The sequence below is a fragment of the Paenibacillus sp. OK076 genome (genome assembly GCF_900110055.1).
Classification (GTDB): Bacteria; Bacillota; Bacilli; order Paenibacillales; family Paenibacillaceae; genus Paenibacillus.
The window spans coordinates 4,000,034-4,022,111 of record NZ_FOCH01000001.1; the positions used below are offsets into that span (position 1 = coordinate 4,000,034).

Consider the following 22,078-nt stretch of genomic DNA (forward strand, 5'->3'; position numbering starts at 1 on the left):
ATAATTCCTCCTAATAGGTTTTAGTTTGATTTGGTAAGCTCTGAAGCTTTAGCAATACATGGTGTACATATCTGTTTACCATGAAATAAGTGCAGACTTTCAGTGTTCCCGCAGAGGATGCAGCCAGGTTCATACTTGCGAATGATGATCTTGTCACCCTCCACGAAGTACTCCAGCGGATCCCCTTCCTCAATAAAGTGAGTGCGGCGAAGCTCTTTAGGAATGACGACACGACCTAGATCATCTATACGGCGGACAATACCCGTAGCTTTCATCAGTTCTCATCCTCCTTGGTATATTTGCTTTCAATATTGCGCCAATCCTCTGCTACAGCTTCGAGTGCATACTTGGCTTTTTTCTCCCTGCCTCGCGCTTCTTCCAATAAATCCAAGTCACAAAGTTGAGTGACCGCATTACGAATCAGGCCGTCAATGACATCCGGACGCAAAGCATCAAGTTCCCAACACTCATAGCCGAAATCTGCAATGTATTTTGAAGCCCTACTGTCTGTTAGTTTAGTGGGGTTTGGTGGCGGGCTGTATTCCTCGATCTGATCATAATTAAGAGCAATCCGCTGGAATTCTACACTAACTCCAAACAGCTCTAGGCGATCCACAATGTCACGGCTCATGTCTCTTCCGCTTGGGTCATGATCTCCAAGATGAATGATGTGGATTTCTTTTTGTCCAGCAATATCGTTCATCCTTTGGGCTGCGGACCACATCTCAGATTGACTCACATACCCACGACAAGAGAAATACGGAATGTCTAACTCTTCGCAGACCTGACCAACGATTCCGACCAAGGCGTCTTTTTCGACCCAAACCTCAACGTAATTATCCTGATCAGCCCATTTATCGTAGGCAAATGAATGGGCAGCGGAGTAGAGAATAGATCCGGGTGAACTCCAATGGCTATTCTCTTGTAGATTACGTGTACGATCCTCAATGGAATTCCAATCAATCATCCCTGACATCCGTCCATCTGAAATCAAATTCCCAAGGTTTTTGTAAGAACGTTCATTATTCGGAATGACATCGCGAGCAACCAACTGATAGTAAACTTGTCGAAGTGTGAGGGAATAACCCATCTCCTGATACTCATTGATAATGCTATTCACTTTCTCAATGAGCTGAAGGCTTTCAGCACGGAAATTAATTTCCCTGTAGCAGACTTTCATTGCATAATCCTTTCTGTCAGTGGTAAACTGACTGTAGAGTGTTTAACTGTGTGCAGCTGATAAGGGGTAGGAGCCTTCTAGCTGCATTTTTGCGTTTAGACGATTACGATACATGCGGTACTGCTTGTCCGCATGAGTAGCGACTTTGATGTGGCCACTGCGGCGCATCTGGCTTGCAAGAGCCAGGTAAAAGGCACATGCTGCTTTGTAATGCTGTTCTGTCATCAATGGCAAGATTCTCACCTCCTTTCCTGATCTCCGGCAGTTATCGTTACAGCGCCGATGGACTTGGCCATGCAGCTAAGCTTGCAATACAGATCCTTGCCATGTCGTACAGCGATCTGACCGTCTACGATTTCAGAGGCACATTCTGGATTAGCGCAGAAATCCATTACTTCTGGCGGTGCCAGGCTTGGTGATTTGTTCAAGGTGTCACACTCCTCTTCTTGTAATTCACTGCTCTTTGAGCGGCTCTCCATACCTCCAGATCGGAGAGGCGAAACTTAATTACTGGCCTTCTGGAACCGCTCACCCCATAACGTTCATGAGGGATACTGCCTTCTTGGCACATGCGGTATAGAAGTTTCTCAGAGATTCCTAAGTGTGCTGCTGTTTTAGTCACATCAAGTGTTTTATCAATCAGACCGGAGAATTCTGCTCGAAGCCGATTCTCAGAATCAATTACTTGTTCTGAAACAATCGCACGTATCACATCTTCAAAAGCGGTTAATGCTTTGTCCATAAAATATTTCCTTTCTGTTGAAGTATGTTATAATTCAATTCAGCTATGATCTTTCACCAAATCATCAACTGTTACATCTAAAGCAGTTGCAAGTTTGACAAGTGTCTCAGCATTTGGACCCTGCTTTTTGCCTTTCAGACCATAAATTACAGTCATTGAAACTCCGCTAACTTTACCGAGCCTGTACGGTGTCCATCCCTTTGCATCAAGGAACTTCTGAACGTTATTCCCGATTGTCATCCCCATGTTGTTTTCACCTCCTGAACACACTATATCTCCGTTTTAGATTATAGTAAAACTGTTTTATCTCCGATTTAGGTTACAAAACAATAAGTTTACTCTTTCTATCTCATTGAAGCTTGACATATCTCCTATTTTTGTTCTAATATAACCGTATTAGGTTATATCCTTTTTAGGTTATACTATTGGAGGTCGTGATCTCGATGCTGTCAGATAAAATCAAAGAATTGATGGATTCAAACAATCTAAGTACATACAGAGTCTCTAAAGACACAGGGATCCCATATACAACACTTACTAAGATTCTGAATGGGACAACAAAGAGCCCCAAGATCGATTTAATTAAAATAATTGCTGATTATTTTAATAAGCCGCTAGACCACTTCACTGAAAAAGAAGATGCTCAAGCTCTCAATGCTCCAGAATGGGCTACAGCTAAAGATTTAGCTGACATTAAGAAAATTCTTGAAGAAGATCAGCCAGTTTTGTTTGATGGGGTGCCGATCACAGATGAAAACCGTCAAAGAGCTATGGACATTCTGACCGGCCTACTTTGGGAAGCTAAAGAGCTAAACAAGAAAACTTATGGACGTAAGAATAAGGCAACCCCTAAAGACGAAGAGTAGGTGATCGGTTTGGATGACATCATTCGCAAGCTCGTTCGCAGATTCAAGACCAACGATCCTTTTGTAATAGCTAAAGGACTTAACATAATAATTCAACATGCGGAATTCGGACCTGGCACGAGAGGCTTGTACTACAGACGATTGCGAAGGCGATTCATTGTTATACATAATGGCTTGCCTGAAGAGTGGCAGCGTGTAGTGTGTGCTCATGAACTTGGACACGATCGACTTCATTCGGGCCTAAGCCAATTCTGGATTGATGAGCATACTTTCTTCAATACAGGCAAATTCGAACGACAGGCAAATATTTTTGCTGTAAAACTGTTAACACAACTCACTGAGCGCGAGCCAGGAGAAACAGAAGAAACATACCTCTTGAGATGCGGCATACCGAAACAGCTTCATAACTTAGAAATGTAACTTTGCGCTTTCCAGCCGCAAGGCTGTTTACCATACACAAAAACAGAACTTACGTTCGAATGGAGGAAAACAAATGGCAAAAGGAAGTATAGAAAAACGAGGGGAAAACAAGTGGCGACTGACTGTGGATTTGGGGCTTAATAATGACGGCAGCCGAAACCGTCCTCGCAAGACAATTACTATTGAGGATAAAGCGCTGCTGAAAACAACTAAGAAACTCAAAGATTATTTGGATGACGAGCTTGCGAAGTTTAAACAAGAAGTATTCAGTGGCAATTACATTGCACCCTCTAAGCTTACATTCAAAGAATTTTATGAGAATGAGTGGAAGCTTAAATACGGTGAGCCAAAGCTAAAGCGAACGACATATTTATCACATTGCTCCAAGATCAATCATCATGTTGTTCCGGTCATCGGGCACTTACAACTTGATGAAATCACAACAATGAGATTGGTGACAGTATTTAATGACTTGCGTAAACCTGGTGCACGGATTGATAAGCGAGGTGGTAAAGAAACCATTAGTTCTCGAACCATTCAATATATTTATGATGTGACCATGAGTATTTTCAAAAGATCTGTAGAATGGGGCGTCCTTAGCAAGAACCCACTAGAAGGCGTACAGCGCCCTCAGATAAGCAAGGAAGACAAAAAGGCAAAGAAAGACCGTAAGAACTTTTTCGAGGAAGACGAAGCGACTGAGGTCATTGAAACGTTAGTCAAGAGCGACACGCACTGGAGACTCTACTTTTTAGGAGCGATAATCGGAGGATTCAGACGCGGAGAGTTGATCGCTTTAGATGAAGACGACTGTGACTTTGTAAATAACCGGTTGCGTATCGATGAAAGCATTTCAAATACAGAAAATGGACAGGCGGACATTACAGATACAAAAAACGAAGCATCCGAAGATTATGTAGACATGCCACAATGGTATATGGAGCAATTGGCAACACACATCAAAGCTATGCGCAAATTACGCTTTGAAGCTAAAGCATCGGGGACATGGAAAGGCGGAGATAGAAACTTTGTATTCCATGCAGGGACAGGTAAACCTTATTACCACACTTCCCCATCGCAACAGTGGAAAATATGGTGTGAGCGGAATGGATTCCGCAATGTTTCCCTACATGGTCTGCGGCATACAAATGCAACCTATTTGCTTGGGCAGGGTGCATCTATAAAAGAGATCCAACATCGGCTACGACACTCAACATCTCAGGTGACCACAGACACATATGCTCACGTCACCAAGAAATTAAGTCGCAAAACAACAGCACACCTCGATGTCTTCGATCCAAAATCCCGTCCCCAATCCGTCCCCAACGGAAAAAAAGACGCTCAATCCCTGTGACTCAGGCTATTCAATCCAAACTATAAAAAAAAGAAAACCCCTTATGTATAAAGGAGTTTCCTTTTATTAATGGATGCCGAGGACCGGGATCGAACCGGTACGGTAGTCACCTACCGCAGGATTTTAAGTCCTGTGCGTCTGCCAATTCCGCCACCCCGGCATGGGTATGTATTTCTTGGCGACAAGAAATATCTTACCATGAAATTTATAACTTTGCAATACCTTAAGATAAAATTATCCAAAAAAAAAATAAAACAGGCACTGCCAGCGTTAGCGAGCAGTGCCTAGAAAGTTCGAGTTGCGGTCCCGAACTTTCTTTGAACCATCTATATTAAGGGAGGTGTGAAATAAGAATACCTCCCCAACATTAAAAAAACCTAAAATCAGGCTTAAATTAAACTAAAAAAGAAGAATAGGTGCAATTCGGTCTGCCTCTTCCTCGCTGCATTCCACCACCACCAGGATATGCCCTTGCAGCAGCCAATCTTCATAGTAATTCGCATCTTCTTCGGAGACCCCTGCTTCTGTTAAGGTAAGCACCAGATCATCCGTCTCATTTCCAATCTCGTTGCCTGCGAGCTTGCGTACCGCTTTTCCGATGGACATCGTCTGATCCATCCGTTTGCCCAGACCAGCAAGTACCCCTTTAAGTACGCCTAAAGCGCCATCTGTTCCTGCGCCCTTCAGGGGCATCGGCAAACCAGTCTTCTCGCTTACCAATTCGAGATTGACCTGTTCTTTGGCTACCGCGCCCAAATATTTATCTGCTATGCCTTCCTCTTTTAATTTATTCAGCATGATAATGGCTTCATTCTCTGTGCGTACAAGTCCGATCAGCAATTGTGTCATTATACGTCCCCTCCTTTTACCCTTATATAACCCCTGGTTGCTTCTTCAAAAACGGATTACATGTAATAAGTCCTTTCACCTATGTAAAATATAATTTCTGATCTGGAAATCTATACCTAGTTCTGATAGACTAGATAAAGAAGACAAATTAACCATTGAAATTATTGACATATCGAATTACTATTCCATAACCAGGAGCAATGACATATGAAAAAAGAGGTAGAAATTGCCATTCGGCGCAAACAACAAATTATCGTCCGTAATACAAGTGGGCAAACGGTAACTGGATTTCCGGAACGTACAGCCGATGCTTCCATTCTTTCCTTACGGACAGTTCAAGGAAGCCTGTGGATTCCATTCGACGAAGTCGAACAAGTCACTCGTTTGTTAACTATCCGCTCTCATCATTTAAGCGGGATGCAGTTGTGCACGGCTGATCTGTAAACAGGGAACAAGTATTTCATGTATTTATACGTGAATTAGACATCTTTATTTCGCCCTTCATAAAATAAAACCAGACGCATCGACGTCTGGTTTTATTTTTGCCCCATACTTTGTACCACACTCTTTCAAAGCCTCAAGACACTTCTGTATCAAGTGCTTTCTCGTTCATAGCCTGTCGTTATTTCACCACAAACTTTACTCGTGTTCCATCCGGATATGTACTTAGTTGGTTTCCCACCCATGAGCCTGCACCACGATTATCTTTGGGGCTAATATATTGGATATCCGCACCCGCTCCGCCTTCCGCACACATCGCCATTGGCCATTCATCCCGATCTTTCCCCTTTTTGACCGGAACACCTTTGAGTGACAAATCCCGATTACCCTCAGCTCCACTGCGATCAATGGTGCACACATCCGAATGCCCTGCCTTGATGGCCGTCTTGATATGATTGGCCGTCTCGGGATAGCGCTCTGCCGGGAATGTGATGGTATGATCTACGTTCCCTTTGCTTCCCCCGAATTGGGACGGTATATCCAGAGACCACTCTCCTCCAACCCATGCATAGAGAGCTACCATTAACATGGCCACCAGCGTCAATATCTGCTTTTTAAATCGTTGCTTGCCCTTGCTCTTTCTGCTTCTGCGTCTTTTACTCATGCTGTTTCTCCCCCATTCAACACTTGAATTATACCAGAACGCCAGTTCGCTAAACAATATAAAAAAACATAAAAAAACAGCCGACATGCTCGGCTGTTCTGTATAGACTACCCCACGTTAGGAATCGCCTGTTGTCGAAGTAAAGGCAAGGTAACCTCAAACTTCGTTCCTTTCCCCTCGATACTCTCCACCGAAATTTGACCATTCATCAATTCGAGCAGCTCTTTACAGATGCTGAGTCCAAGTCCGCTGCCGCCAAATTTGCGTGCGTGGGAGACGTCCGTCTGCGTGAATGCTTCAAACAATTGATTAATTTTATTATCCGGAATGCCGATTCCCGTATCATGAACAGTGAATACAAGGATAACGATATCCCCTCGCTGCTCCTCAACATCTATCTGTAATTGCACTTCACCTTGTTCCGTAAATTTAATGGCGTTACTGAGCAGGTTATCCAGCACTTGTCGGAGACGCAGAGGATCACCCGTGAGTACATCAGGAATAGCCAGATCCGCATGACAGAGCAAGCGAATTCGTTTATTCTGCGCCGCGGGTTCATGCGTTTTAATAATCTGTTGAATCAGCTTCAACGGCTGAAATTCGATTTGCTCCACTTTCATTTTCCCTCTGCCGAGCTTGGCCATATCAAGACTATTGTTGATAATGTTCAGAAGAGCCTCCCCTGACTGGCGCGCAAGCTCCAGATACTCTTTCTGCTCCTCACTGTTATCCCCCATGCCGACAAGTTCGATCATGCCCATAATCCCGTTCAGCGGCGTGCGAAGTTCATGGTTCAGCTTCCCAATGAACTCCAGCTGTCCCCTACTGTTCATTTCCGTCATCGAAGCTGCCATCCGCAACTGCTGCTCGGCATATTTCCGCTCCGAAATATCGTATTGAATCCCTACAAAAAACAGACATTCCCCTGAATCATCGAAAATAGGATCAATATTCAGTTCATTCCAGAACTTCTGTCCACGCTTCGTATAGTTCAGAATCTCCGTCTTGATCGACTGCTTTTTCTTCAACGCTTCGCGAATTTTCTGTACGGTTTCCGGGTCCGTATCGGGCCCTTGCAGGAAACGACAATTCTGTCCAATTGACTTGTCCGCACTGTATCCAGTCAATTGGGTAAAATATTCATTTACATACATTAGCGGGAAATCAGGCAAAGTAGCATCGACTACGGTCACGGAAGATTTAATCTTAGAGATAATAAATTCCCATTGTATAGCGAGTTGATTGTATTTAGTCATGCTTCCTCCTTCATTTCACCAAACTTTATTGTATTCACGCTCCTGATGAAGCTATCGATAAACCAATGGTATGTGATTATATAAAAAACAATATAATTAATTGTAACATAGTTATTCAAGTCATGTGTTCCTTGGGTAATATCTGATAAATACATTCAAAATACTTATCAAGTCATCAGGAGGTCACTCATGAAATTTTTATTAATCGTTATTATTATTATTTTGCTTGTTTTCTTTTTCACAAGACGTAAACGTTAATTTTGAGCCGGTCATGTAAAATGAGGAAGGAAGATCGGGTATGAGAACCCTCTTTTTTATATTCATGACACTTTGTATCATCAATCTGTGCTTCCCGAAATTTGGCTGGTACTTGCGTTATGGCTGGATTTCCCGGGGAGAGGCTGAGCCCAGCAGACCTTATATGGCGATGACCAGAATGACCAGTCTGTTGATGCTGCTTATCGCTTTTTCGCTCGTTGTGGCTTGAATAATAGAAACCAGAAAGACAGCTGTTCCTTGGGACAGCTGCTTTTTTTGCTCTTCAATGACGGGAAAATGACAACTTTGTTTGTGGTGCGTTTGCAACGATACCCGTAATATATAATTATCGTTGTGGAAAGGACACCTTAGCATGAACATCGCATTTTATCCATATTGGGCTGCAAAAACGCTGCTTTCTCTCATTAATGTTATATATATCATGGTTATTACGACGTTTATTTACGGTCAGACCGGGTCTGTCCTTTACGCTGCGCTGTTTCCATTCATTCAAATGTCAGCGCGTATAGTCGCAGGCTTTACTGCACCATTACTTGTGAACCGTTTCGCATTCTCCAGGCTGATTGTTAGTATTCCTTTAGCCAAAACATTGATGATTACCGGAATTGCCATCGCATTTACCGATCTAACTGCTCACATTCCTCTTCTGCTTGTGGGAATAGCGATCCTCTCGTTCCTGGACGGATGGGAATCTCCATTAATAAACACATTAACTCCACGATTGGTTCAAGGAGAAGATCTGGTGAAGGCGAATAGTTTTCTCTCATTCTCTACTCAGACCGTGACGATCATTGGATATGCGATGACAGGATTCATCGTTATGCACTGGGGGGCTTCACAAACATTCTGGGCGGCTACAAGCTTAACCTGGGCTGTCCTGCTTCTAATGATTACGATCAGCTCACTTACCCGCGAAAAGGAGGAACAAGTCGAGAAATCCACTTCCAGATGGGATGTACTAAGGGAAGGTTGGCTTATCCTGTGGAAAAATCGGTCGTTACGCCTGATAACGTTCATGGATCTGGTTGAGGGTCTTGCTGGCTCCATCTGGATCGGCGCTATCACACTTGCTTTTGTAAAAAAAGCTTTGGGCCAAGAAGAAGGTTGGTGGGGACTTATCAACTCCAGCTATTCTGCCGGCACTATTCTTGGGGGAATTCTGGCCATCGCCCTGGCCTCACGTATACAGAAGCACCTGATTTCCAGTATGGCGATAGGCTCTCTGGTTTTCAGCTTGCTGACCATCGCTTACGGTTTAAACAGCCTTCCTTGGCTTGCTCTGGTATTATGTGTGCTTATGGGTCCCGCTTATCAGATCCGCGATGTTGCTCAGCAAACCGCTTTTCAGAGCAGTGTGCCCGTCGAATCCCTGTCCAAGGTATACGCAGCGCATGGGATTGTTCTTTCCACTGCAATGAGCATATCTACGATAATCTTCGGTCTGGTTGCTGATCAAATGGGGGTTCGGCTGGTGTATTTGATTGGCGGTGCCTTATTCATTGTATCCTCCTTGTGCTCTTTCCGGTTAAATCGGATCAAAAAGTAAAATGATTGCATCAAAAAAAGACGAGCACACATCTGCTCGTCTCCGCTGCTTCCGACCAATATCGGAGCAGCCCTTTTATTCTCAATCCAATCGGTAATCTGTCAACGGCTTGCCTTGTTTATAATACAGCGCTGGTGACAGTATATTGAAGAAAATATGCACATCAGGCAAATCCGCTTCTTCCAAAATAGCCTGCATTGAGGAAGCAATCCGATTATGAATCTCCTGATCACGTTGGAACATCAGAATCTCTACTGAAGCCGGAGAAGGAGTAAGGGCTTGTACGTCATGACGCTCTGCCTTCATTCTCTCCCGCGGAATATTGGTAATCAAAGCAAATTGCTCCGTGATACGGGGTACAACTTCCTCCAGTTGGGGCCCTGTGAATCCTTTAAAACGAATAAACGGCATTGCTATCCCTTCAATCTCTATTAATAGTCTCTTATGTGATTTTAAGCACATTGTTTTCGGTTGTCAAATCTCTTTCATCATATCATTTTTTTCATAGAGACGCAGAAAAGCCCCGCTGAAGTCTCAACGGAGCATACACGAAACCAGGGCCTCAACTTGTTCTATTGTGGCTTACACCCAGAAAGATTTAGTGATGATTACGAGCAGGATGAAGAGTACGAGAATTGCGCTTGTGGAAGTCCATCCGCCAAATCCACCAACACTGCCGCCACAACCGTATCCAACTTCACTCATTTGATTGGCCTCCTTTGAATTTCAAGGTATGCCATAATATATGTCGATTCGAACATGAGTGACCGGGCTATACGGCAAGCTAACCGGCCCAATCATTATGTTATTCTGTCAGTTGAATTATGCTGAAGGAATGACTTGAATGTTCACATCATTTCCTGATACTTCACGATAAAAGTCTGCTGTATTTCGCTTATCCAGGACAATCAAACGAGTACGCGTATCGTTTCTGGACACCAAAACTACTTGACCATCCGGGGCAATACAATAGGCGATTGGAATTGAAATTTCACTGTCACGATATGAACCGTCCGCATGGCTGGTCCCCATTACAATGCATTGATGTTGTATCGCTATCTGCCGTGCTTCTTCAACCCATTCTGTATACTGCTCTTCACTGAACATCCCCACACCAATGGAATGCATAACGATATCCACACTGCCAATATTCTCGTTGCGAAAACCTTGCAGCACCAACTCATCACATAACAAGGTGCTTATGACCCAGTCCTGTTCCTTAACGATCTCAGCAGGGGTATACTTCGCTTTCTCCAGCACAATCTTCCCAGCCTTGTTAATGATAATTGAACGATCCTTGGGACGTTCATCCAACCTGCGATGACCTGATACAATCATCGTTCCATATGCAGCAGCCAGACGACTGGCCTCTTCCACGTTCTGATTCAGATAACCTTCAGGAAAGAGCAATATATCCGCTTCAGGATGTTGCTTCAATTCAGCTTCGAGCTGCAGCAATTGTTGTTCCAACCTGGGTTGTCCAATAATAATCTTCAACGTTTATCCCCCATTCATGAATAAAAGCCGGTTCATACCTGTATCAGGTACGAAACCGGCTTAAAGATTGTAGAGGCAGGCTTCCTGCTCATCACACTTCACTTCAAGAGTAATTCTCTTTGGCATATCGCTCCGTCCAACAATTACTTTTACAGTTTAAATGATATGTAGTTAGGAGTTTCTATGTTCAATTCTATCATAAATCTCCTGCCCATCATAACCTCGATCTGTAGCTATATCTTTCGCAAAAAGTACCAAATTACCAGTCGCAGCTGAATTTGCGCCTAACGCCCCCACAACCGCTGCAAGTGGATAAAGCAAAATGGTCAGAACCTTTTTCATGTACTCATCTCCTCTTCCGTATACAGGAAATTTTTGTGTGGTCATCCTAATAATACGATGATAAGGGAAGTAAGTTTCAATCTTTATAGACATTCGAAGCTTTTCAGCAAATCCATTGCCTCTTCATGATCAGGTTCCAAAGCCAGTACTTTCCGCGTGTAAGCCAGTGTTTCTTCTTCTAGTTCAAGTTCATAACAGCACACAGCCAAATCGTACAGCACCGCTGAATTCTGTTTTTTCGCATCAGCACCTAACGACAGCTCCAGAAACCGCTTGGCATCCTCATACATATACATCCCATATAACAACTGACCTGCAAGAAAAGCTACATCTCCTAGCCGCTCCATAACATAATATGAAGACCACATGATGTGGATTCCAGACTGAATATCAAGCATTTCCTCATCGCTTGCATCCGGTAGCAGGTTCGAAATTCGGTTGGCACTATGAATCAAAAACTCAGCATCATATCCGCCGAGACGCCAGAACGGTAAAATCTGCTTCAGTTCCATCCGCTCTACCTGATGATCCATCCATTCCTTCATACTGAAGAAGTCATCGGGTCCGAAACGTTCAACAAATCGGTGATACGCCAGCCGTGTGTTCACGTACCCTAACGGTTCGTCCACCATCAACATACATCCCACGTTTAGATCCTTATAATGATGTGTTGTAAAACGAGTGTGGGCTCCTTGCTGTTCCATTACATATTGAATGGCATGATAGTTCGCCGTTAAAGAAAAACTTCCATGGAGTACGAATTCAGGCGGCTCGGCAAACTTCCAATTGTCCAGTCGATGGTCCCCTTTGTCCGCAGTAATCAACACATACCCTGAATCTGATAACCTGTTCAATCGTTCGAGGCAGGACAAACCGATTGCCGGGAACAGAATGTGCGAATCCTCCAACTCTTCCTTGTACAATGCGATAAGTTCCTGATACGGATAGTTCTCCGCACTGTACTCAGGTGCACGGCGGTATTCATAACTCAGTGTCATGTTTTCCAGTAACTCAGCTGGTTCGGAATGAATAGAATGCTCTGGAGATTGGACGAGTACGTCACACTCATATACCTCACCCTCACCGACATAAATTAATTCCTGTGGAATGCTGTCAAAAAAGTAATTGGCAATCAACAGCAAGGGTTGTTTCAGATCGCCTGGTCGAATAACTGTACCCGCCACCACCAGATTCAACTCGGTATCCTGTATCGCGTCAAAACGTGCAAAATCCAGTATTCCTTGCTCAATAAAGGATTGCATGGACGGATGCTCTCTCCAGCCCAACACATTATCTTCGACCAGATCGGTCATTACATATCGAAAAGCAGGCAGCTCCACGCCTGCAAAATCTTTCAACTCTATCAGTTTGAGCAGAATTTGGTGCGCCAAGCGGCCTACACCCGCCCCAAGCTCGAGAATGGTCACCATCTCGGCCGTCTTTCCTTTGCTGGCGAGATCTTGTAGAAAACCAAAAATCATCTCAGCATACGCCATTGCAATCATAGGGTTACTTGTAATATATTGCGGAACCTGATTGTCTGTCCAAGCGTGCAGCCCTTTCTGTTCATAATATGCCCGCTGCCAGTCCCATACCGGAGCTTCACTGAAGCGGAATCGTTGTCCTTCATTTTGCATCATTGGTTGAAAACCTGCTTTCCATTCATAATTTCATCGACCGTTCCCTTAATCTCTAACGCATTATATCATAAACGATGCCTGATCCATTGAAGTGCTAAACCACACTCTTGTGAAATAAAAAAAACCTGCCTTCATCAAGGCAGGCATTGCTCATTAATACATTTACGATCCATCTATAACGAACAGTTGGCAAGGGCGCTCAACGTTAGTCCGAATATACCGCTCCATCAAAGTTCTCAGGACCTACACGGATCGTACCCAGCAAGTTAGAGCTGATAAATGCAGTGTACGTCAACTGAGGTGTTATTGGTGGATTGAAATCATCCGCAGAGAACGTAATGACCTGAGGAGCCAGAACACTCAAGCTGAATGTGGACGTAGCAGAATAGATGACAGGGTCCGTTGCCAAGGTTCCTCTGACAATTGTTATCGTTACACCTACGAGGGCTAATGGAAGCTGCACTGAAACAGTTCCTTTGAATTGTACCCGTGGGTTTGCACCAGCACCGGCTGTTTGCAGACCAATCTGACCAAACAGTTGAGGTGTATTGATTACGAGGATTGGGATCGCAATAGAGTTAGCCAAACTCGCATTCTGCGAGGTTCTAGCATCGAGAAATTGACTCATGGAATCTACCTCCTTCTGTCGGGGATAGGATAGTATATGTGAGATTTGAGATATGGCCTGGACAGACACTGATGTTTAGAAAAAAGGGCATATGAAAAAGACACTGCCCGTATTGTTAAGGCAGCGCCTCTTTCGTTTAGCTTTCAAATTTTGCAAAATTAGCTGTTTCATTCTGATTGAAATATACAATCTTCAACTTCGAATTATTTTTCTTTTTAGAATTTCTTAATCGAAGTTATGATCGTTTTTCTCCATTTTCTCTTTTAATAATCGAACCTCTTGCTTCAAACCTGAGATTTCCCCCCTTAAACCAGATCTTTTTATGGCCATCGAAAACACAGCATATAAAATCAGACCTACCAGACCAATGAAAATAAATATAGTTAAAATCCCTGCAAAACCAACAGCACTAGCACCATTCATAATTTTAAGTTGTCATCCTTCCTTCTCTATCTCCATCCTACATGAAGACAGAAAAAAACCCTTGCTACGCAAGGGTTTTGAGAGAATGGGCCCTACAGGACTCGAACCTGTGACCAATCGGTTATGAGCCGACCGCTCTAACCAACTGAGCTAAGGGCCCTGAACAAAAATGTATAACGTTCAGATGATGGCTGTGAATCATCCAGTAAAACTAAATTGCGGGGGCAGGATTTGAACCTGCGGCCTTCGGGTTATGAGCCCGACGAGCTACCGGGCTGCTCCACCCCGCGTCAGTAAGAAATATTAAAACAGCGACTTAATTAATATACACCATTCCAACTATATAAGTCAAGGGGTAATGTTAGGGAATAAAACGTACGCCATATCGCCCCTTTTTTGAACGATATACTTCCACTTCAGCTGGCTCGTTATGGCCGTAAATCCACCCATCCTGCTCCATCCGTTTTGCAAGACACCCTGCCTGAAATTTAGTTGCATACAATTTGCTGAAATATACCCAGTGCATTCCACTCGTCCTTTCTTGAAGTCATCATTTATCCCTGCTTTTGTAGAATACCCCAATTTCATAAAAATAGCCGCCGAAGATATAAATCTCCAGCGGCTGCTTCTAAATGATTTGATCACAAAATCATCTAACCTTATTGGAACGTGGCTTTAGGATTCTTTTTCAACTTCTCCAACATCTCGTTCCCTTTGGCTGCCCATTCACCAAGCGCTTCTTTTGGTGTTTTTTTGTTCTCAAGAACTTGATTGAAGTATTCCATACCCTTATCGCTTACTTGCCACAGGTTCGGCATTTTTTGATACATCTTATCCAAGTTCGTATTGGTTGGAGGTATAGGTTTCAGTGTATAGAACGCCTGGATGTTGTAATCCAAACCATCCTTCGGTTTAATGAAGCTCTTACGGGAAACCATCTCATAACTGCTGCGAGCTTTGATTTTCGCCCAGTCTTCACTGTTCATATACTTGATCAATTCCCATGCATCATCAGGGTTCTGAGCTGAACTATTAATGGCCATGAGGTTACTCAGATAAATATTGCCTCCAATTTCAGGAGCCTCCGGATGAACTGGAGGAGTGACAACATCCCAGTCTACCTTCGTAAAGTCTTTCATTTTATCCGCATTTTTATTGGCATCAATCAATTGATTAATGTAACTGTAATCTCCAATCACCATGGCTGTTTTGCTACTCAGGAACAGATCACCCTGAAGCGGATTATAACGTCCACTCTCATCCTGATTATCCTGCGGTTCGTCTCCTTTAGGGATGACTTTATCTAAAGCGAGTTTGCTTATCGTGCTCCATACTTTCTCCCACTGAGGAGAATCTACAGTCATTTTCTCCGCTTTGTCATCAAAAATTTTCAGCTGCAAAGAGTTATAATACTGCGACATCGTATAGTATGGAGAACCGCCTTGATAGGTACTGAAAGAGAAACCAAATACATGGTCTTTTCCTTCACCTTTGGTAAGGCGTGTACCCAAGTTGAAAATATCATCCCAAGTCATGTTATCCGTTGGAGGCTCCACGCCTGCTTTTTCAAACATACCCTTGTTATAGAACAAAGCTGAAGAGGAGAACGTTGGCGTCAAAGCGTAGATGCTCTGATCTCCCAAATCCTTGATTCCTTCGAGAACACTCGGCACAATATCCGATGTGTCAAACTTGTCTTCCTGCATCAGTGGGTCCAGTTGTTTCACCATGTTTTCCTGAATTAACGACTTGACTGTCGCCGTATCCGCCACGATGACGTCTACCGGATTATCCCCTGTCATTATCTTCTTCAAGCTCTCCATCGTATCCGGAACGTCCTTCTGCTCTTCCTGGTTACCATACCCATACATGCTGCCCTGATCTACCGCAGGTACAACTTCAATCGTTATATTTGGATGTGTCAATTCAAAAGCATCGGTAAACTGCTGACGGAAATAGCTGTCATCTTGGCCCCCCCACAACGTCGCTACACGCAATACACGCTGCTCGTTATCCTTGGACTCACTCGCTGTACAACCCGCAATCAGCGGCAATGCCAGACTGGCTGTAGCCAACACGGCCAACACCCGTTTTCCCCAAAACCTGTTCTTCATCTCCCAATTCCCCCTCTAAAATTATCTTGGCGGTGTAATGACAATACGTTCACCGTCAAATTCCAATGTCGCACGATTATCGATGGACAGCGCCTCCAGATACTCCTTGGGCACCTGAAGCCGTCCCGCCCGATCAATAATGACAAAAGCTTCATGAATATCCGGGGCTCCTGCCTCCGACAAGCCATGCTCGTCATCCAGATTCGGATTACGCTTCACAAACTCGGTGCTGGTCAAGCCGTCCCGAATCGCAACGATCCGGTCCACTTTGCCAGCAAGGGTTAAGTCATGGGTAACAATTACAATCGTGACCCCGAGCTCCTTGTTCATCTTGCGAAAAATACCCATGATGGTATCACATGTCTCCGAATCCACCGATCCTGTCGGCTCATCGGCAAGCAGCAGCTTGGGGCGATTCGATAGCGAGATGGCAATCGCCACCCGCTGCTGCTCCCCACCGGACAATTGATGCAGCTTGTTGTGCATCCGATCCTTCAGTCCAACCCACTCCAGCAGCTGCATGGCATAGGCACGATCTCGCTTGCCTCCCAAAATCATGGGCGTTTCCACATTTTCCAGTGCTGTGAGATATGGTAGCAAGTTACGGCCGTTATTTTGCCATATGAACCCTACGGTATGACGTTTGTACTCGACCAATTGGGCGTCTGTCATTTTCAGCAAATCCCAATCCCCGACAACGGCTGTACCAGCTGTTGGACGATCAAGTCCACCCAGAATATTGAGCAATGTGGATTTACCACTCCCACTGTTGCCGATAATGGCCATCATTTCACCTTGAGTGACAGTCAGATTGAGACCTTGAAGGGCAACGACTTCCACATCGCTGGATTTAAAAATTTTGACAAGTCCTTCGCATTGGATCACGTTTACCTCTCCTCTCCCATTTTGACTGCCTGGTGAACCCGCAGCCTGCGGATTTGCCACAGCAGCATCGTTGCTCCAATGATCAGCATGACCACGGTCACGCCATACAGTTGCAGCATATCTTTCTCTTCAAATACAATTCGGAACGGAGGTACCTGTGCGGACACATTATCTGTCGTTTGCAGGAAGGGCAGGAACAGACGACTGGATACCTGACCAATGCCAATACCCAGAATGATGGACAGCCCCGCGGTGAACACCTGCTCCAACAGCAACATACCGCTCAATTGTGCGCGGGATAACCCCATTGCCCGCAGAACACCGAACTGTACTACACGCCCGGATAGATTAAAGAACCAATACAGAATGTATCCGATCAGGGAAATAATGACCGACACAAGGAATCCGAGACTCAGTATGCCGAACACCCCGCCTCTTGACGGATGTTTGCCCTGGGATACCAGCTCTGTACGCACATCGCGCACAGACGATAACTCAATGCCTTCTGCTGCAAGCTTCTCCATCAAAGGAGCGACTTTAGCATCCGGCTCCATCTTCAGCCAGACCTCATATGGAATCAGGGGCACCTGATCATAGATGTAATCCAGATTGGCGATGAAAAACGGCATCTGATCCGGGTACTGGGCAGGCCAGTAAGGGATAATGCCAAACACCACAAATTCAATTGCCTGGCCCTGAACACCGATGGAGACGAGGTCTCCGGTTTTGAGCTTGAATTTGTCTGCAAATTTGGAAGAGATCAATACGGCCCCTTCATATTTTCCAAGCAAATCAAGGTACTTATAAGGATGAGCCGGGAACAGATCGTTACGGAACCACGCCACTTTGGCAAAATCCACATTGTCGATCCCCACCAGCATTCCCTGTCCGCCTGATTTGCCAGAGACAATAATGTTGCCTTTCGTTTGCAGCACTCTCGCTGCATGTTCGACACCATTCAGACTCCGGAACACTTCAAAAGGTGGCTCGGAATAGATCATCTTCGTGGGTTGTGAAGTACCACCGCCCCCACCTGAGCCACCTCCGCCGCCGTTACCGCCGCCTCCAGCACCACCACCGTTTCCTCCACCTTGCTGTCCGCCGCCTGAACCTCCATTTTGTCCGGAACCCGTTGGCTTAACTTCAGGTGTGCCTTCCCATACCGTCTGCATAATAACATCCGAACCATAGCGGTATAACGTGCGCTCGGTCGAGTTCAGATCAATGGTACGAGCCGCTGCCGAGTTATACACACCAAGTCCGAGTGTCAATACAAGCAGGATCATCAAAGGATAGTAAGAAGACGATGAACGCGAAAGCTGCGTCAGTGTCAGATACAGTGGAACCGGAAGAAGCTTGCGCCCGATCAGCTGGATGAGCTTCAAAATCCACGGGAACAACCGTAAGAAGAACAGTCCCAGTGCAAAGATGGCGAGTGCCGGTACAAAGAACAGAAACGGCTGTACCTGAAGCTGATCTGTCGTCATTCCGGTCTGGAACGTCAACATTTGCCGTTCATAGAACAGGTAGTATCCATATCCGGCGAGCCCCAGCAGCGCAATATCCAGGAACCAGCGCTGCCATACCGGCGCTCGGTCCGTACGTGCCTGCCGACGCTTGGCCGATACAATCGTCGCACGCGCATAGGTTACTGCCGGAATGAGCGAGGCTATGATGGCCACCAATACGGCGATAAGGCCAAGCAGGATGGCTTCTTTGGATATTCCGATTGGAATGGATTTCCGATCCACGAACGACAGAAATCCGCTCGCTGAACCGATGCTTTTCGCCATAAACCATCCAAGAAACGGTCCGATGACAAGAGCAATCGCTCCCAGGAATATCCCTTCAAGCAGATAAAGAGAGAATATCTGCCTCGCAGAAGCTCCGCGACTGCGCAGAACTGCGATGTCACTTTCCTGCTTTTGTAACGACTGTCTGGCATTCATGGCAATAAAATAAAAGACCATCGCAATCATCGGTGCTGCCAATGTGAACAGCATGGTCTGCAATTGCAGACTCTGACTGCGGAATTGTTTCAGCAGATCCCCGAAGGTGATGTCCACTTTCGTATCCTTCAACCGCTGATACAGATCGATATCCAGCCTTTCCAGCACAGAGGTCAGTCCCGAGAGCTGGCTCGTTTGAATCTCTTTCAGATCAAATGCATAATACCAACGTGAATTCTGAAGAGGGATCCCTTTTTCCTTTAACAAAACATTATTAAATACCGATTCATCCACATATAGTCCGTTCATCATCCCGTCAAATCCCTGTACCCAATACGGGCTGTTAGGGTCATCGGCTTTGAAGGAACCTATAATCTTCACACGCAACGTAATATCGAGACCGCTGTAAATCGGATATTCCAGAACATCTCCGATATGCAGATCGTTACGATACATACCCTCTTCCAGCATGACCGCTTCAATCGTATCGTCCTTGACCTGGTTGCCCGGCTTCACTCCCGCAGAATAATTAACCTGTGCATCCAGGCCTGTCATCGTACCCAGACTCATGCTGCGGACCCGGCTGGCATCCACTTTGGTTGGGTCTTCCGGGTTTACCTCTGTGCTGCGGATGGAACGGGAGTTCACATACGTATGATAAGGAAAACCGATGTCGCGGGGCACATCCTCGCGAATATATCGATCCACCTCTTCCAGACCACGTGTGTCTGTCTTCACACCACCAGGTGCCTGGTAACTCATGAGCAACGAGCCGGCTGGCAGTCCCTCACTGTTATCCTGCAGCGTCTGGGCCACGACCCGCTTCAGCGCACCATCGGCATACATCGGAATACTAACGGTGAACGCTACCGCCACAATCAGTCCGATCAGTGTGCTGAACGTCATCCAGCGAGTGTTCCACATTTTGCGGAACAACAGTCGAAGCAATGGCAGCCCCATTAGCGGCCCACTACTTTCTGTCCAACGGTCAGACCTTTCAGAATCTCCACATCCGTGGATGTTTGCTGCCCGACTTCTACATCCACTTCACGCTTGCTTCCATCACTCTCCACCACTTGCACGTACGTTCTTGAACCGATGGAGCGCAGTGCGGATACAGGAATGACAATCGCGTTCTCTGTACGCTGCGTGACAATCGATACCGTTAGAGGTGTACCGCGTTCAACCCCTTTGGGCATTTTCGCCAGCGAGACGATAACATATTGATCCAGGCTTTCTTTCGCTGGAGGCGTTCCGCCTTCCCCCGAACCTCCGCCGTTACCACTTCCACTTCCCGACGCTTGGGCTACAGGCATCACTTTAACTTTGCCAGCCACTTTGCCTGCGCCATTAATATCCACATCTGCCTTCATGCCAGCCGAGAACTTCTCCAGATCTTCCTTGGCAAACGTAGCTGCGACAACCAGATTGGATGTATCTGCTATGGTTGCAATCGGGTCATAAGCTTTGACAGCCGCGCCCTTCTCCACCTGCACAGCAATGATTGTTCCACCGAATGGAGCGGTCAAAGTAGCTTTACCCAATTGATCCTCCAGATCGGCGAGTTCCTGACGAAGCTCTTCAAAGGCAATCGTGGACTCTTCGAACTCCACCGGGTCCATCTCATCCCGTTTACGAAGCGTTTCCTTCATTTGCACTTCCGATTTGCGAATCTGCAGGTTTTTGGCCCGAATTTCCTTCTCAACGCTCTCTACATCCAGAACAGCGAGGAGTTGACCTTTTTTCACTTTATCACCTGGTTTTACATTCAACTCTTTGATATGCATACCGTCCAGCGTAAAATACACCTTTTCTTCCCTCTGGCTCATCATCTTGCCGCTTCCGCTTACTTTCTTCTCCAGCGTCTCTGTCCGAACTTCATATTCCGGCTTCTTGGAGATCGTTGGCGGTGTAATTGGCGGAAGTACTTCTTCCTCTGTTTCTGCCGGCAGCAAAGAGCAGCCAGACATCGTTGCAGCCACTATCGCACTAAGCACAATAAGCGCTGCGCGTTTTCCCCTCTTCGGAGCGGCCCCTTTATTTGATAAATCTGCCGTCCGCCATTTCATAAACATGGTCCGCAACCTCCAAAATCGTAGGATCGTGTGTAGTCATACAGATCGTTACTTGTTCAACTTCGATAATATTGCGAAATACAGCCATAACCTGTGCTCCCATTTTGGAATCGAGTTCAGCTGTCGGCTCATCCGCGAGCAATAATCTCGGTCTGTGGGCAATGGCCTTGGCGATGGCCACCCGCTGCTGCTCTCCCCCGGACATCTCGAATGGACGGTGCTTGACCCGTTTGGTTAGTCCGACCAGATCCAGACAATGACCTACACGGTCCTTCCATTCCGAACGCGGCACGTCCGCCATGCGCAGCGACAGCTCTACATTTTCCCAGGCAGACAACAAGGGCATCAGCGCATACGCCTGAAAAATAAAACCGATTTCTCTGCGCCGCAATGCGGTCCGCCGCCGGTCACCCCAATCCTGAAGAGGTTGACCGGAGAACAGAATGTCTCCACTGGATGGCTGATCCAGCCCGCCCAGCATATTGAGCAGCGTCGTTTTCCCTGAGCCTGACCGCCCTTTTAACATCACCAGCTGCTGCGGGTTCACTTCCATATCGATGCCTTTGAGCACATGAATAATACGGCTACCCGTCTGGAAACTGCGATGAACATTGCGAACCTCCAGCACAGGCCCGTCATATGGAGGCAACAGATCCTTCTTGGAGGGCTTGGACTTCACTTCAGGTTCAGCTGCTGCAACCGCAACTTCCTCCTGGCTTATTTCACTGGTTATGTCGTGCGGGTCGATGGATGTATTCTGTGGTTCACTTATGTATGCAGATTCCTCCTGCCCGACTGGTTCCTGCTGCTCCGTGTGTCCGACTGCACTGTCCTCGCCTGACTGGCTCTTGGCAGGTCTGATTTTGGAAAATAATTTCTTCATGCCAGCAATCACGATCATCCTTTCTTCATATCCCATTCATTTCAT

At 45.7% G+C, this 22,078-nt stretch carries 27 protein-coding genes and 3 tRNA genes; 6 read left to right on the forward strand and 24 right to left on the reverse strand.

Annotated features, from left to right (window positions below):
- Positions 1-20: 20 nt before the first annotated feature.
- The 6 genes from BMY78_RS17890 to BMY78_RS17915 are packed head-to-tail and all read right to left on the reverse strand — an operon-like array spanning position 21 to position 2,168.
- Positions 21-278, reverse strand: coding sequence for an AbrB/MazE/SpoVT family DNA-binding domain-containing protein (locus tag BMY78_RS17890; protein WP_090901365.1), 258 nt, complete (start codon positions 276-278; stop codon positions 21-23).
- Positions 275-1,180, reverse strand: coding sequence for a hypothetical protein (locus tag BMY78_RS17895; RefSeq protein ID WP_090901368.1), 906 nt, complete (start codon positions 1,178-1,180; stop codon positions 275-277). Before BMY78_RS17895 ends, BMY78_RS17890 begins: the two co-directional genes overlap by 4 nt.
- A gap of 42 nt (positions 1,181-1,222) precedes the next feature.
- Entirely contained in the window at positions 1,223-1,414 is a 192-nt protein-coding gene (locus tag BMY78_RS17900; protein ID WP_090901370.1) for a hypothetical protein, read from the reverse strand.
- A 5-nt stretch (positions 1,415-1,419) separates the two neighbouring features.
- Positions 1,420-1,608 carry a hypothetical protein gene (locus BMY78_RS17905; protein WP_090901372.1) on the reverse strand — a complete coding sequence of 63 codons (189 nt, stop codon included), beginning with the start codon at positions 1,606-1,608 and terminating at the stop codon, positions 1,420-1,422.
- Entirely contained in the window at positions 1,605-1,922 is a 318-nt protein-coding gene (locus BMY78_RS17910) for a helix-turn-helix domain-containing protein (RefSeq protein ID WP_090901375.1), read from the reverse strand. Before BMY78_RS17910 ends, BMY78_RS17905 begins: the two co-directional genes overlap by 4 nt.
- A gap of 39 nt (positions 1,923-1,961) precedes the next feature.
- Positions 1,962-2,168, reverse strand: coding sequence for a helix-turn-helix domain-containing protein (locus BMY78_RS17915; RefSeq protein ID WP_090901378.1), 207 nt, complete (start codon positions 2,166-2,168; stop codon positions 1,962-1,964).
- A gap of 197 nt (positions 2,169-2,365) precedes the next feature.
- On the opposite strand from BMY78_RS17915, the gene BMY78_RS17920 reads away from it, so the two are divergent.
- The 3 genes from BMY78_RS17920 to BMY78_RS17930 all read left to right on the forward strand — a co-directional run bounded on the left by BMY78_RS17920 (position 2,366) and on the right by BMY78_RS17930 (position 4,562).
- Positions 2,366-2,788 (forward strand): helix-turn-helix domain-containing protein, encoded by a 423-nt coding sequence (locus tag BMY78_RS17920; protein WP_090901381.1) that lies wholly within the window; start codon positions 2,366-2,368, stop codon positions 2,786-2,788.
- 9 nt (positions 2,789-2,797) lie between these two features.
- On the forward strand, positions 2,798-3,208 hold the full coding sequence (locus BMY78_RS17925) for an ImmA/IrrE family metallo-endopeptidase (RefSeq protein ID WP_090902568.1): 411 nt from the start codon (positions 2,798-2,800) through the stop codon (positions 3,206-3,208).
- Positions 3,209-3,281: 73 nt separating this feature from the next.
- Positions 3,282-4,562 carry a site-specific integrase gene (locus BMY78_RS17930; RefSeq protein WP_090901384.1) on the forward strand — a complete coding sequence of 427 codons (1,281 nt, stop codon included), beginning with the start codon at positions 3,282-3,284 and terminating at the stop codon, positions 4,560-4,562.
- A 74-nt stretch (positions 4,563-4,636) separates the two neighbouring features.
- On the opposite strand, the gene BMY78_RS17935 is transcribed toward BMY78_RS17930, so the two are convergent.
- Together BMY78_RS17935 and BMY78_RS17940 are read right to left on the reverse strand one after the other, a co-directional pair.
- Positions 4,637-4,722 (reverse strand) — tRNA-Leu (locus tag BMY78_RS17935).
- A 239-nt stretch (positions 4,723-4,961) separates the two neighbouring features.
- Positions 4,962-5,411: a general stress protein gene (locus tag BMY78_RS17940; protein ID WP_090901387.1), complete on the reverse strand. Its 450-nt coding sequence runs from the start codon at positions 5,409-5,411 to the stop codon at positions 4,962-4,964.
- Between the two features lie 207 nt (positions 5,412-5,618).
- On the opposite strand from BMY78_RS17940, the gene BMY78_RS17945 reads away from it, so the two are divergent.
- Positions 5,619-5,855: a hypothetical protein gene (locus BMY78_RS17945; RefSeq protein ID WP_090901391.1), complete on the forward strand. Its 237-nt coding sequence runs from the start codon at positions 5,619-5,621 to the stop codon at positions 5,853-5,855.
- A 178-nt stretch (positions 5,856-6,033) separates the two neighbouring features.
- On the opposite strand, the gene BMY78_RS17950 is transcribed toward BMY78_RS17945, so the two are convergent.
- A complete protein-coding gene (locus BMY78_RS17950; RefSeq protein WP_244192757.1) occupies positions 6,034-6,516 on the reverse strand; it encodes a NucA/NucB deoxyribonuclease domain-containing protein in 483 nt (160 codons plus the stop codon).
- Between the two features lie 107 nt (positions 6,517-6,623).
- Positions 6,624-7,772 (reverse strand): sensor histidine kinase, encoded by a 1,149-nt coding sequence (locus tag BMY78_RS17955; RefSeq protein WP_090901394.1) that lies wholly within the window; start codon positions 7,770-7,772, stop codon positions 6,624-6,626.
- A gap of 298 nt (positions 7,773-8,070) precedes the next feature.
- Between BMY78_RS17955 and BMY78_RS17960 the strand changes: the two genes are divergently transcribed.
- Entirely contained in the window at positions 8,071-8,259 is a 189-nt protein-coding gene (locus tag BMY78_RS17960) for a DUF6199 family natural product biosynthesis protein (protein WP_090901397.1), read from the forward strand.
- A gap of 144 nt (positions 8,260-8,403) precedes the next feature.
- Entirely contained in the window at positions 8,404-9,597 is a 1,194-nt protein-coding gene (locus tag BMY78_RS17965; RefSeq protein WP_090901400.1) for an MFS transporter, read from the forward strand.
- An 81-nt stretch (positions 9,598-9,678) separates the two neighbouring features.
- On the opposite strand, the gene BMY78_RS17970 is transcribed toward BMY78_RS17965, so the two are convergent.
- The 14 genes from BMY78_RS17970 to BMY78_RS18025 all read right to left on the reverse strand — a co-directional run bounded on the left by BMY78_RS17970 (position 9,679) and on the right by BMY78_RS18025 (position 22,051).
- Complete coding sequence (locus tag BMY78_RS17970; protein ID WP_053784203.1) at positions 9,679-10,008, reverse strand: DUF1904 family protein; 330 nt, start codon at positions 10,006-10,008, stop codon at positions 9,679-9,681.
- A gap of 171 nt (positions 10,009-10,179) precedes the next feature.
- Positions 10,180-10,302 carry a hypothetical protein gene (locus BMY78_RS33370; protein WP_256222178.1) on the reverse strand — a complete coding sequence of 41 codons (123 nt, stop codon included), beginning with the start codon at positions 10,300-10,302 and terminating at the stop codon, positions 10,180-10,182.
- Between the two features lie 117 nt (positions 10,303-10,419).
- Entirely contained in the window at positions 10,420-11,094 is a 675-nt protein-coding gene (locus tag BMY78_RS17975) for a carbon-nitrogen hydrolase family protein (RefSeq protein ID WP_256222179.1), read from the reverse strand.
- A gap of 171 nt (positions 11,095-11,265) precedes the next feature.
- Positions 11,266-11,436 carry a hypothetical protein gene (locus BMY78_RS32900; protein ID WP_177185770.1) on the reverse strand — a complete coding sequence of 57 codons (171 nt, stop codon included), beginning with the start codon at positions 11,434-11,436 and terminating at the stop codon, positions 11,266-11,268.
- An 83-nt stretch (positions 11,437-11,519) separates the two neighbouring features.
- Positions 11,520-13,076, reverse strand: coding sequence for a hypothetical protein (locus tag BMY78_RS17980; RefSeq protein WP_090901403.1), 1,557 nt, complete (start codon positions 13,074-13,076; stop codon positions 11,520-11,522).
- 205 nt (positions 13,077-13,281) lie between these two features.
- A complete protein-coding gene (locus tag BMY78_RS17985) occupies positions 13,282-13,704 on the reverse strand; it encodes a hypothetical protein (RefSeq protein WP_090901409.1) in 423 nt (140 codons plus the stop codon).
- Positions 13,705-13,929: 225 nt separating this feature from the next.
- The gene (locus tag BMY78_RS17990; RefSeq protein WP_090901412.1) at positions 13,930-14,127 is read right to left on the reverse strand and encodes a hypothetical protein; all 198 of its coding nucleotides are present in this window, start codon (positions 14,125-14,127) and stop codon (positions 13,930-13,932) included.
- Positions 14,128-14,213: 86 nt separating this feature from the next.
- A tRNA-Ile gene (locus BMY78_RS17995) sits at positions 14,214-14,287 on the reverse strand.
- 56 nt (positions 14,288-14,343) lie between these two features.
- Positions 14,344-14,417: transfer RNA gene (locus tag BMY78_RS18000), tRNA-Met, on the reverse strand.
- A gap of 369 nt (positions 14,418-14,786) precedes the next feature.
- Positions 14,787-16,241: an ABC transporter substrate-binding protein gene (locus tag BMY78_RS18005; RefSeq protein WP_090901415.1), complete on the reverse strand. Its 1,455-nt coding sequence runs from the start codon at positions 16,239-16,241 to the stop codon at positions 14,787-14,789.
- Between the two features lie 21 nt (positions 16,242-16,262).
- Positions 16,263-17,126 (reverse strand): ABC transporter ATP-binding protein, encoded by an 864-nt coding sequence (locus tag BMY78_RS18010; protein ID WP_090901418.1) that lies wholly within the window; start codon positions 17,124-17,126, stop codon positions 16,263-16,265.
- 2 nt (positions 17,127-17,128) lie between these two features.
- Positions 17,129-20,035, reverse strand: coding sequence for an ABC transporter permease (locus BMY78_RS18015; RefSeq protein WP_090901420.1), 2,907 nt, complete (start codon positions 20,033-20,035; stop codon positions 17,129-17,131).
- A complete protein-coding gene (locus BMY78_RS18020) occupies positions 20,035-21,150 on the reverse strand; it encodes an efflux RND transporter periplasmic adaptor subunit (RefSeq protein WP_090901423.1) in 1,116 nt (371 codons plus the stop codon). Before BMY78_RS18020 ends, BMY78_RS18015 begins: the two co-directional genes overlap by 1 nt.
- On the reverse strand, positions 21,113-22,051 hold the full coding sequence (locus tag BMY78_RS18025; protein WP_090901426.1) for an ABC transporter ATP-binding protein: 939 nt from the start codon (positions 22,049-22,051) through the stop codon (positions 21,113-21,115). Before BMY78_RS18025 ends, BMY78_RS18020 begins: the two co-directional genes overlap by 38 nt.
- Positions 22,052-22,078 lie beyond the last annotated feature (27 nt).

Excerpts from the sequence above, each read along its gene's own strand:
- BMY78_RS17945 (WP_090901391.1), top strand. The coding sequence starts at position 5,619 with ATGAAAAAAGAGGTAGAAATTGCCATTCGGCGCAAACAACAAATTATC.
- BMY78_RS17930 (WP_090901384.1), top strand. The coding sequence starts at position 3,282 with ATGGCAAAAGGAAGTATAGAAAAACGAGGGGAAAACAAGTGGCGACTG.
- BMY78_RS17955 (WP_090901394.1), bottom strand. The coding sequence starts at position 7,772 with ATGACTAAATACAATCAACTCGCTATACAATGGGAATTTATTATCTCT.
- BMY78_RS17980 (WP_090901403.1), bottom strand. The coding sequence starts at position 13,076 with ATGATGCAAAATGAAGGACAACGATTCCGCTTCAGTGAAGCTCCGGTA.
- BMY78_RS18020 (WP_090901423.1), bottom strand. The coding sequence starts at position 21,150 with ATGTTTATGAAATGGCGGACGGCAGATTTATCAAATAAAGGGGCCGCT.
- BMY78_RS17920 (WP_090901381.1), top strand. The coding sequence starts at position 2,366 with ATGCTGTCAGATAAAATCAAAGAATTGATGGATTCAAACAATCTAAGT.
- BMY78_RS17965 (WP_090901400.1), top strand. The coding sequence starts at position 8,404 with ATGAACATCGCATTTTATCCATATTGGGCTGCAAAAACGCTGCTTTCT.
- BMY78_RS17970 (WP_053784203.1), bottom strand. The coding sequence starts at position 10,008 with ATGCCGTTTATTCGTTTTAAAGGATTCACAGGGCCCCAACTGGAGGAA.
- BMY78_RS18005 (WP_090901415.1), bottom strand. The coding sequence starts at position 16,241 with ATGAAGAACAGGTTTTGGGGAAAACGGGTGTTGGCCGTGTTGGCTACA.
- BMY78_RS18015 (WP_090901420.1), bottom strand. The coding sequence starts at position 20,035 with ATGGGGCTGCCATTGCTTCGACTGTTGTTCCGCAAAATGTGGAACACT.
- BMY78_RS17950 (WP_244192757.1), bottom strand. The coding sequence starts at position 6,516 with ATGAGTAAAAGACGCAGAAGCAGAAAGAGCAAGGGCAAGCAACGATTT.
- BMY78_RS17895 (WP_090901368.1), bottom strand. The coding sequence starts at position 1,180 with ATGAAAGTCTGCTACAGGGAAATTAATTTCCGTGCTGAAAGCCTTCAG.
- BMY78_RS17985 (WP_090901409.1), bottom strand. The coding sequence starts at position 13,704 with ATGAGTCAATTTCTCGATGCTAGAACCTCGCAGAATGCGAGTTTGGCT.
- BMY78_RS17990 (WP_090901412.1), bottom strand. The coding sequence starts at position 14,127 with ATGAATGGTGCTAGTGCTGTTGGTTTTGCAGGGATTTTAACTATATTT.
- BMY78_RS17915 (WP_090901378.1), bottom strand. The coding sequence starts at position 2,168 with ATGGGGATGACAATCGGGAATAACGTTCAGAAGTTCCTTGATGCAAAG.
- BMY78_RS32900 (WP_177185770.1), bottom strand. The coding sequence starts at position 11,436 with ATGAAAAAGGTTCTGACCATTTTGCTTTATCCACTTGCAGCGGTTGTG.
- BMY78_RS33370 (WP_256222178.1), bottom strand. The coding sequence starts at position 10,302 with ATGAGTGAAGTTGGATACGGTTGTGGCGGCAGTGTTGGTGGATTTGGC.
- BMY78_RS17960 (WP_090901397.1), top strand. The coding sequence starts at position 8,071 with ATGAGAACCCTCTTTTTTATATTCATGACACTTTGTATCATCAATCTG.
- BMY78_RS17940 (WP_090901387.1), bottom strand. The coding sequence starts at position 5,411 with ATGACACAATTGCTGATCGGACTTGTACGCACAGAGAATGAAGCCATT.
- BMY78_RS18025 (WP_090901426.1), bottom strand. The coding sequence starts at position 22,051 with ATGATCGTGATTGCTGGCATGAAGAAATTATTTTCCAAAATCAGACCT.
- BMY78_RS17910 (WP_090901375.1), bottom strand. The coding sequence starts at position 1,922 with ATGGACAAAGCATTAACCGCTTTTGAAGATGTGATACGTGCGATTGTT.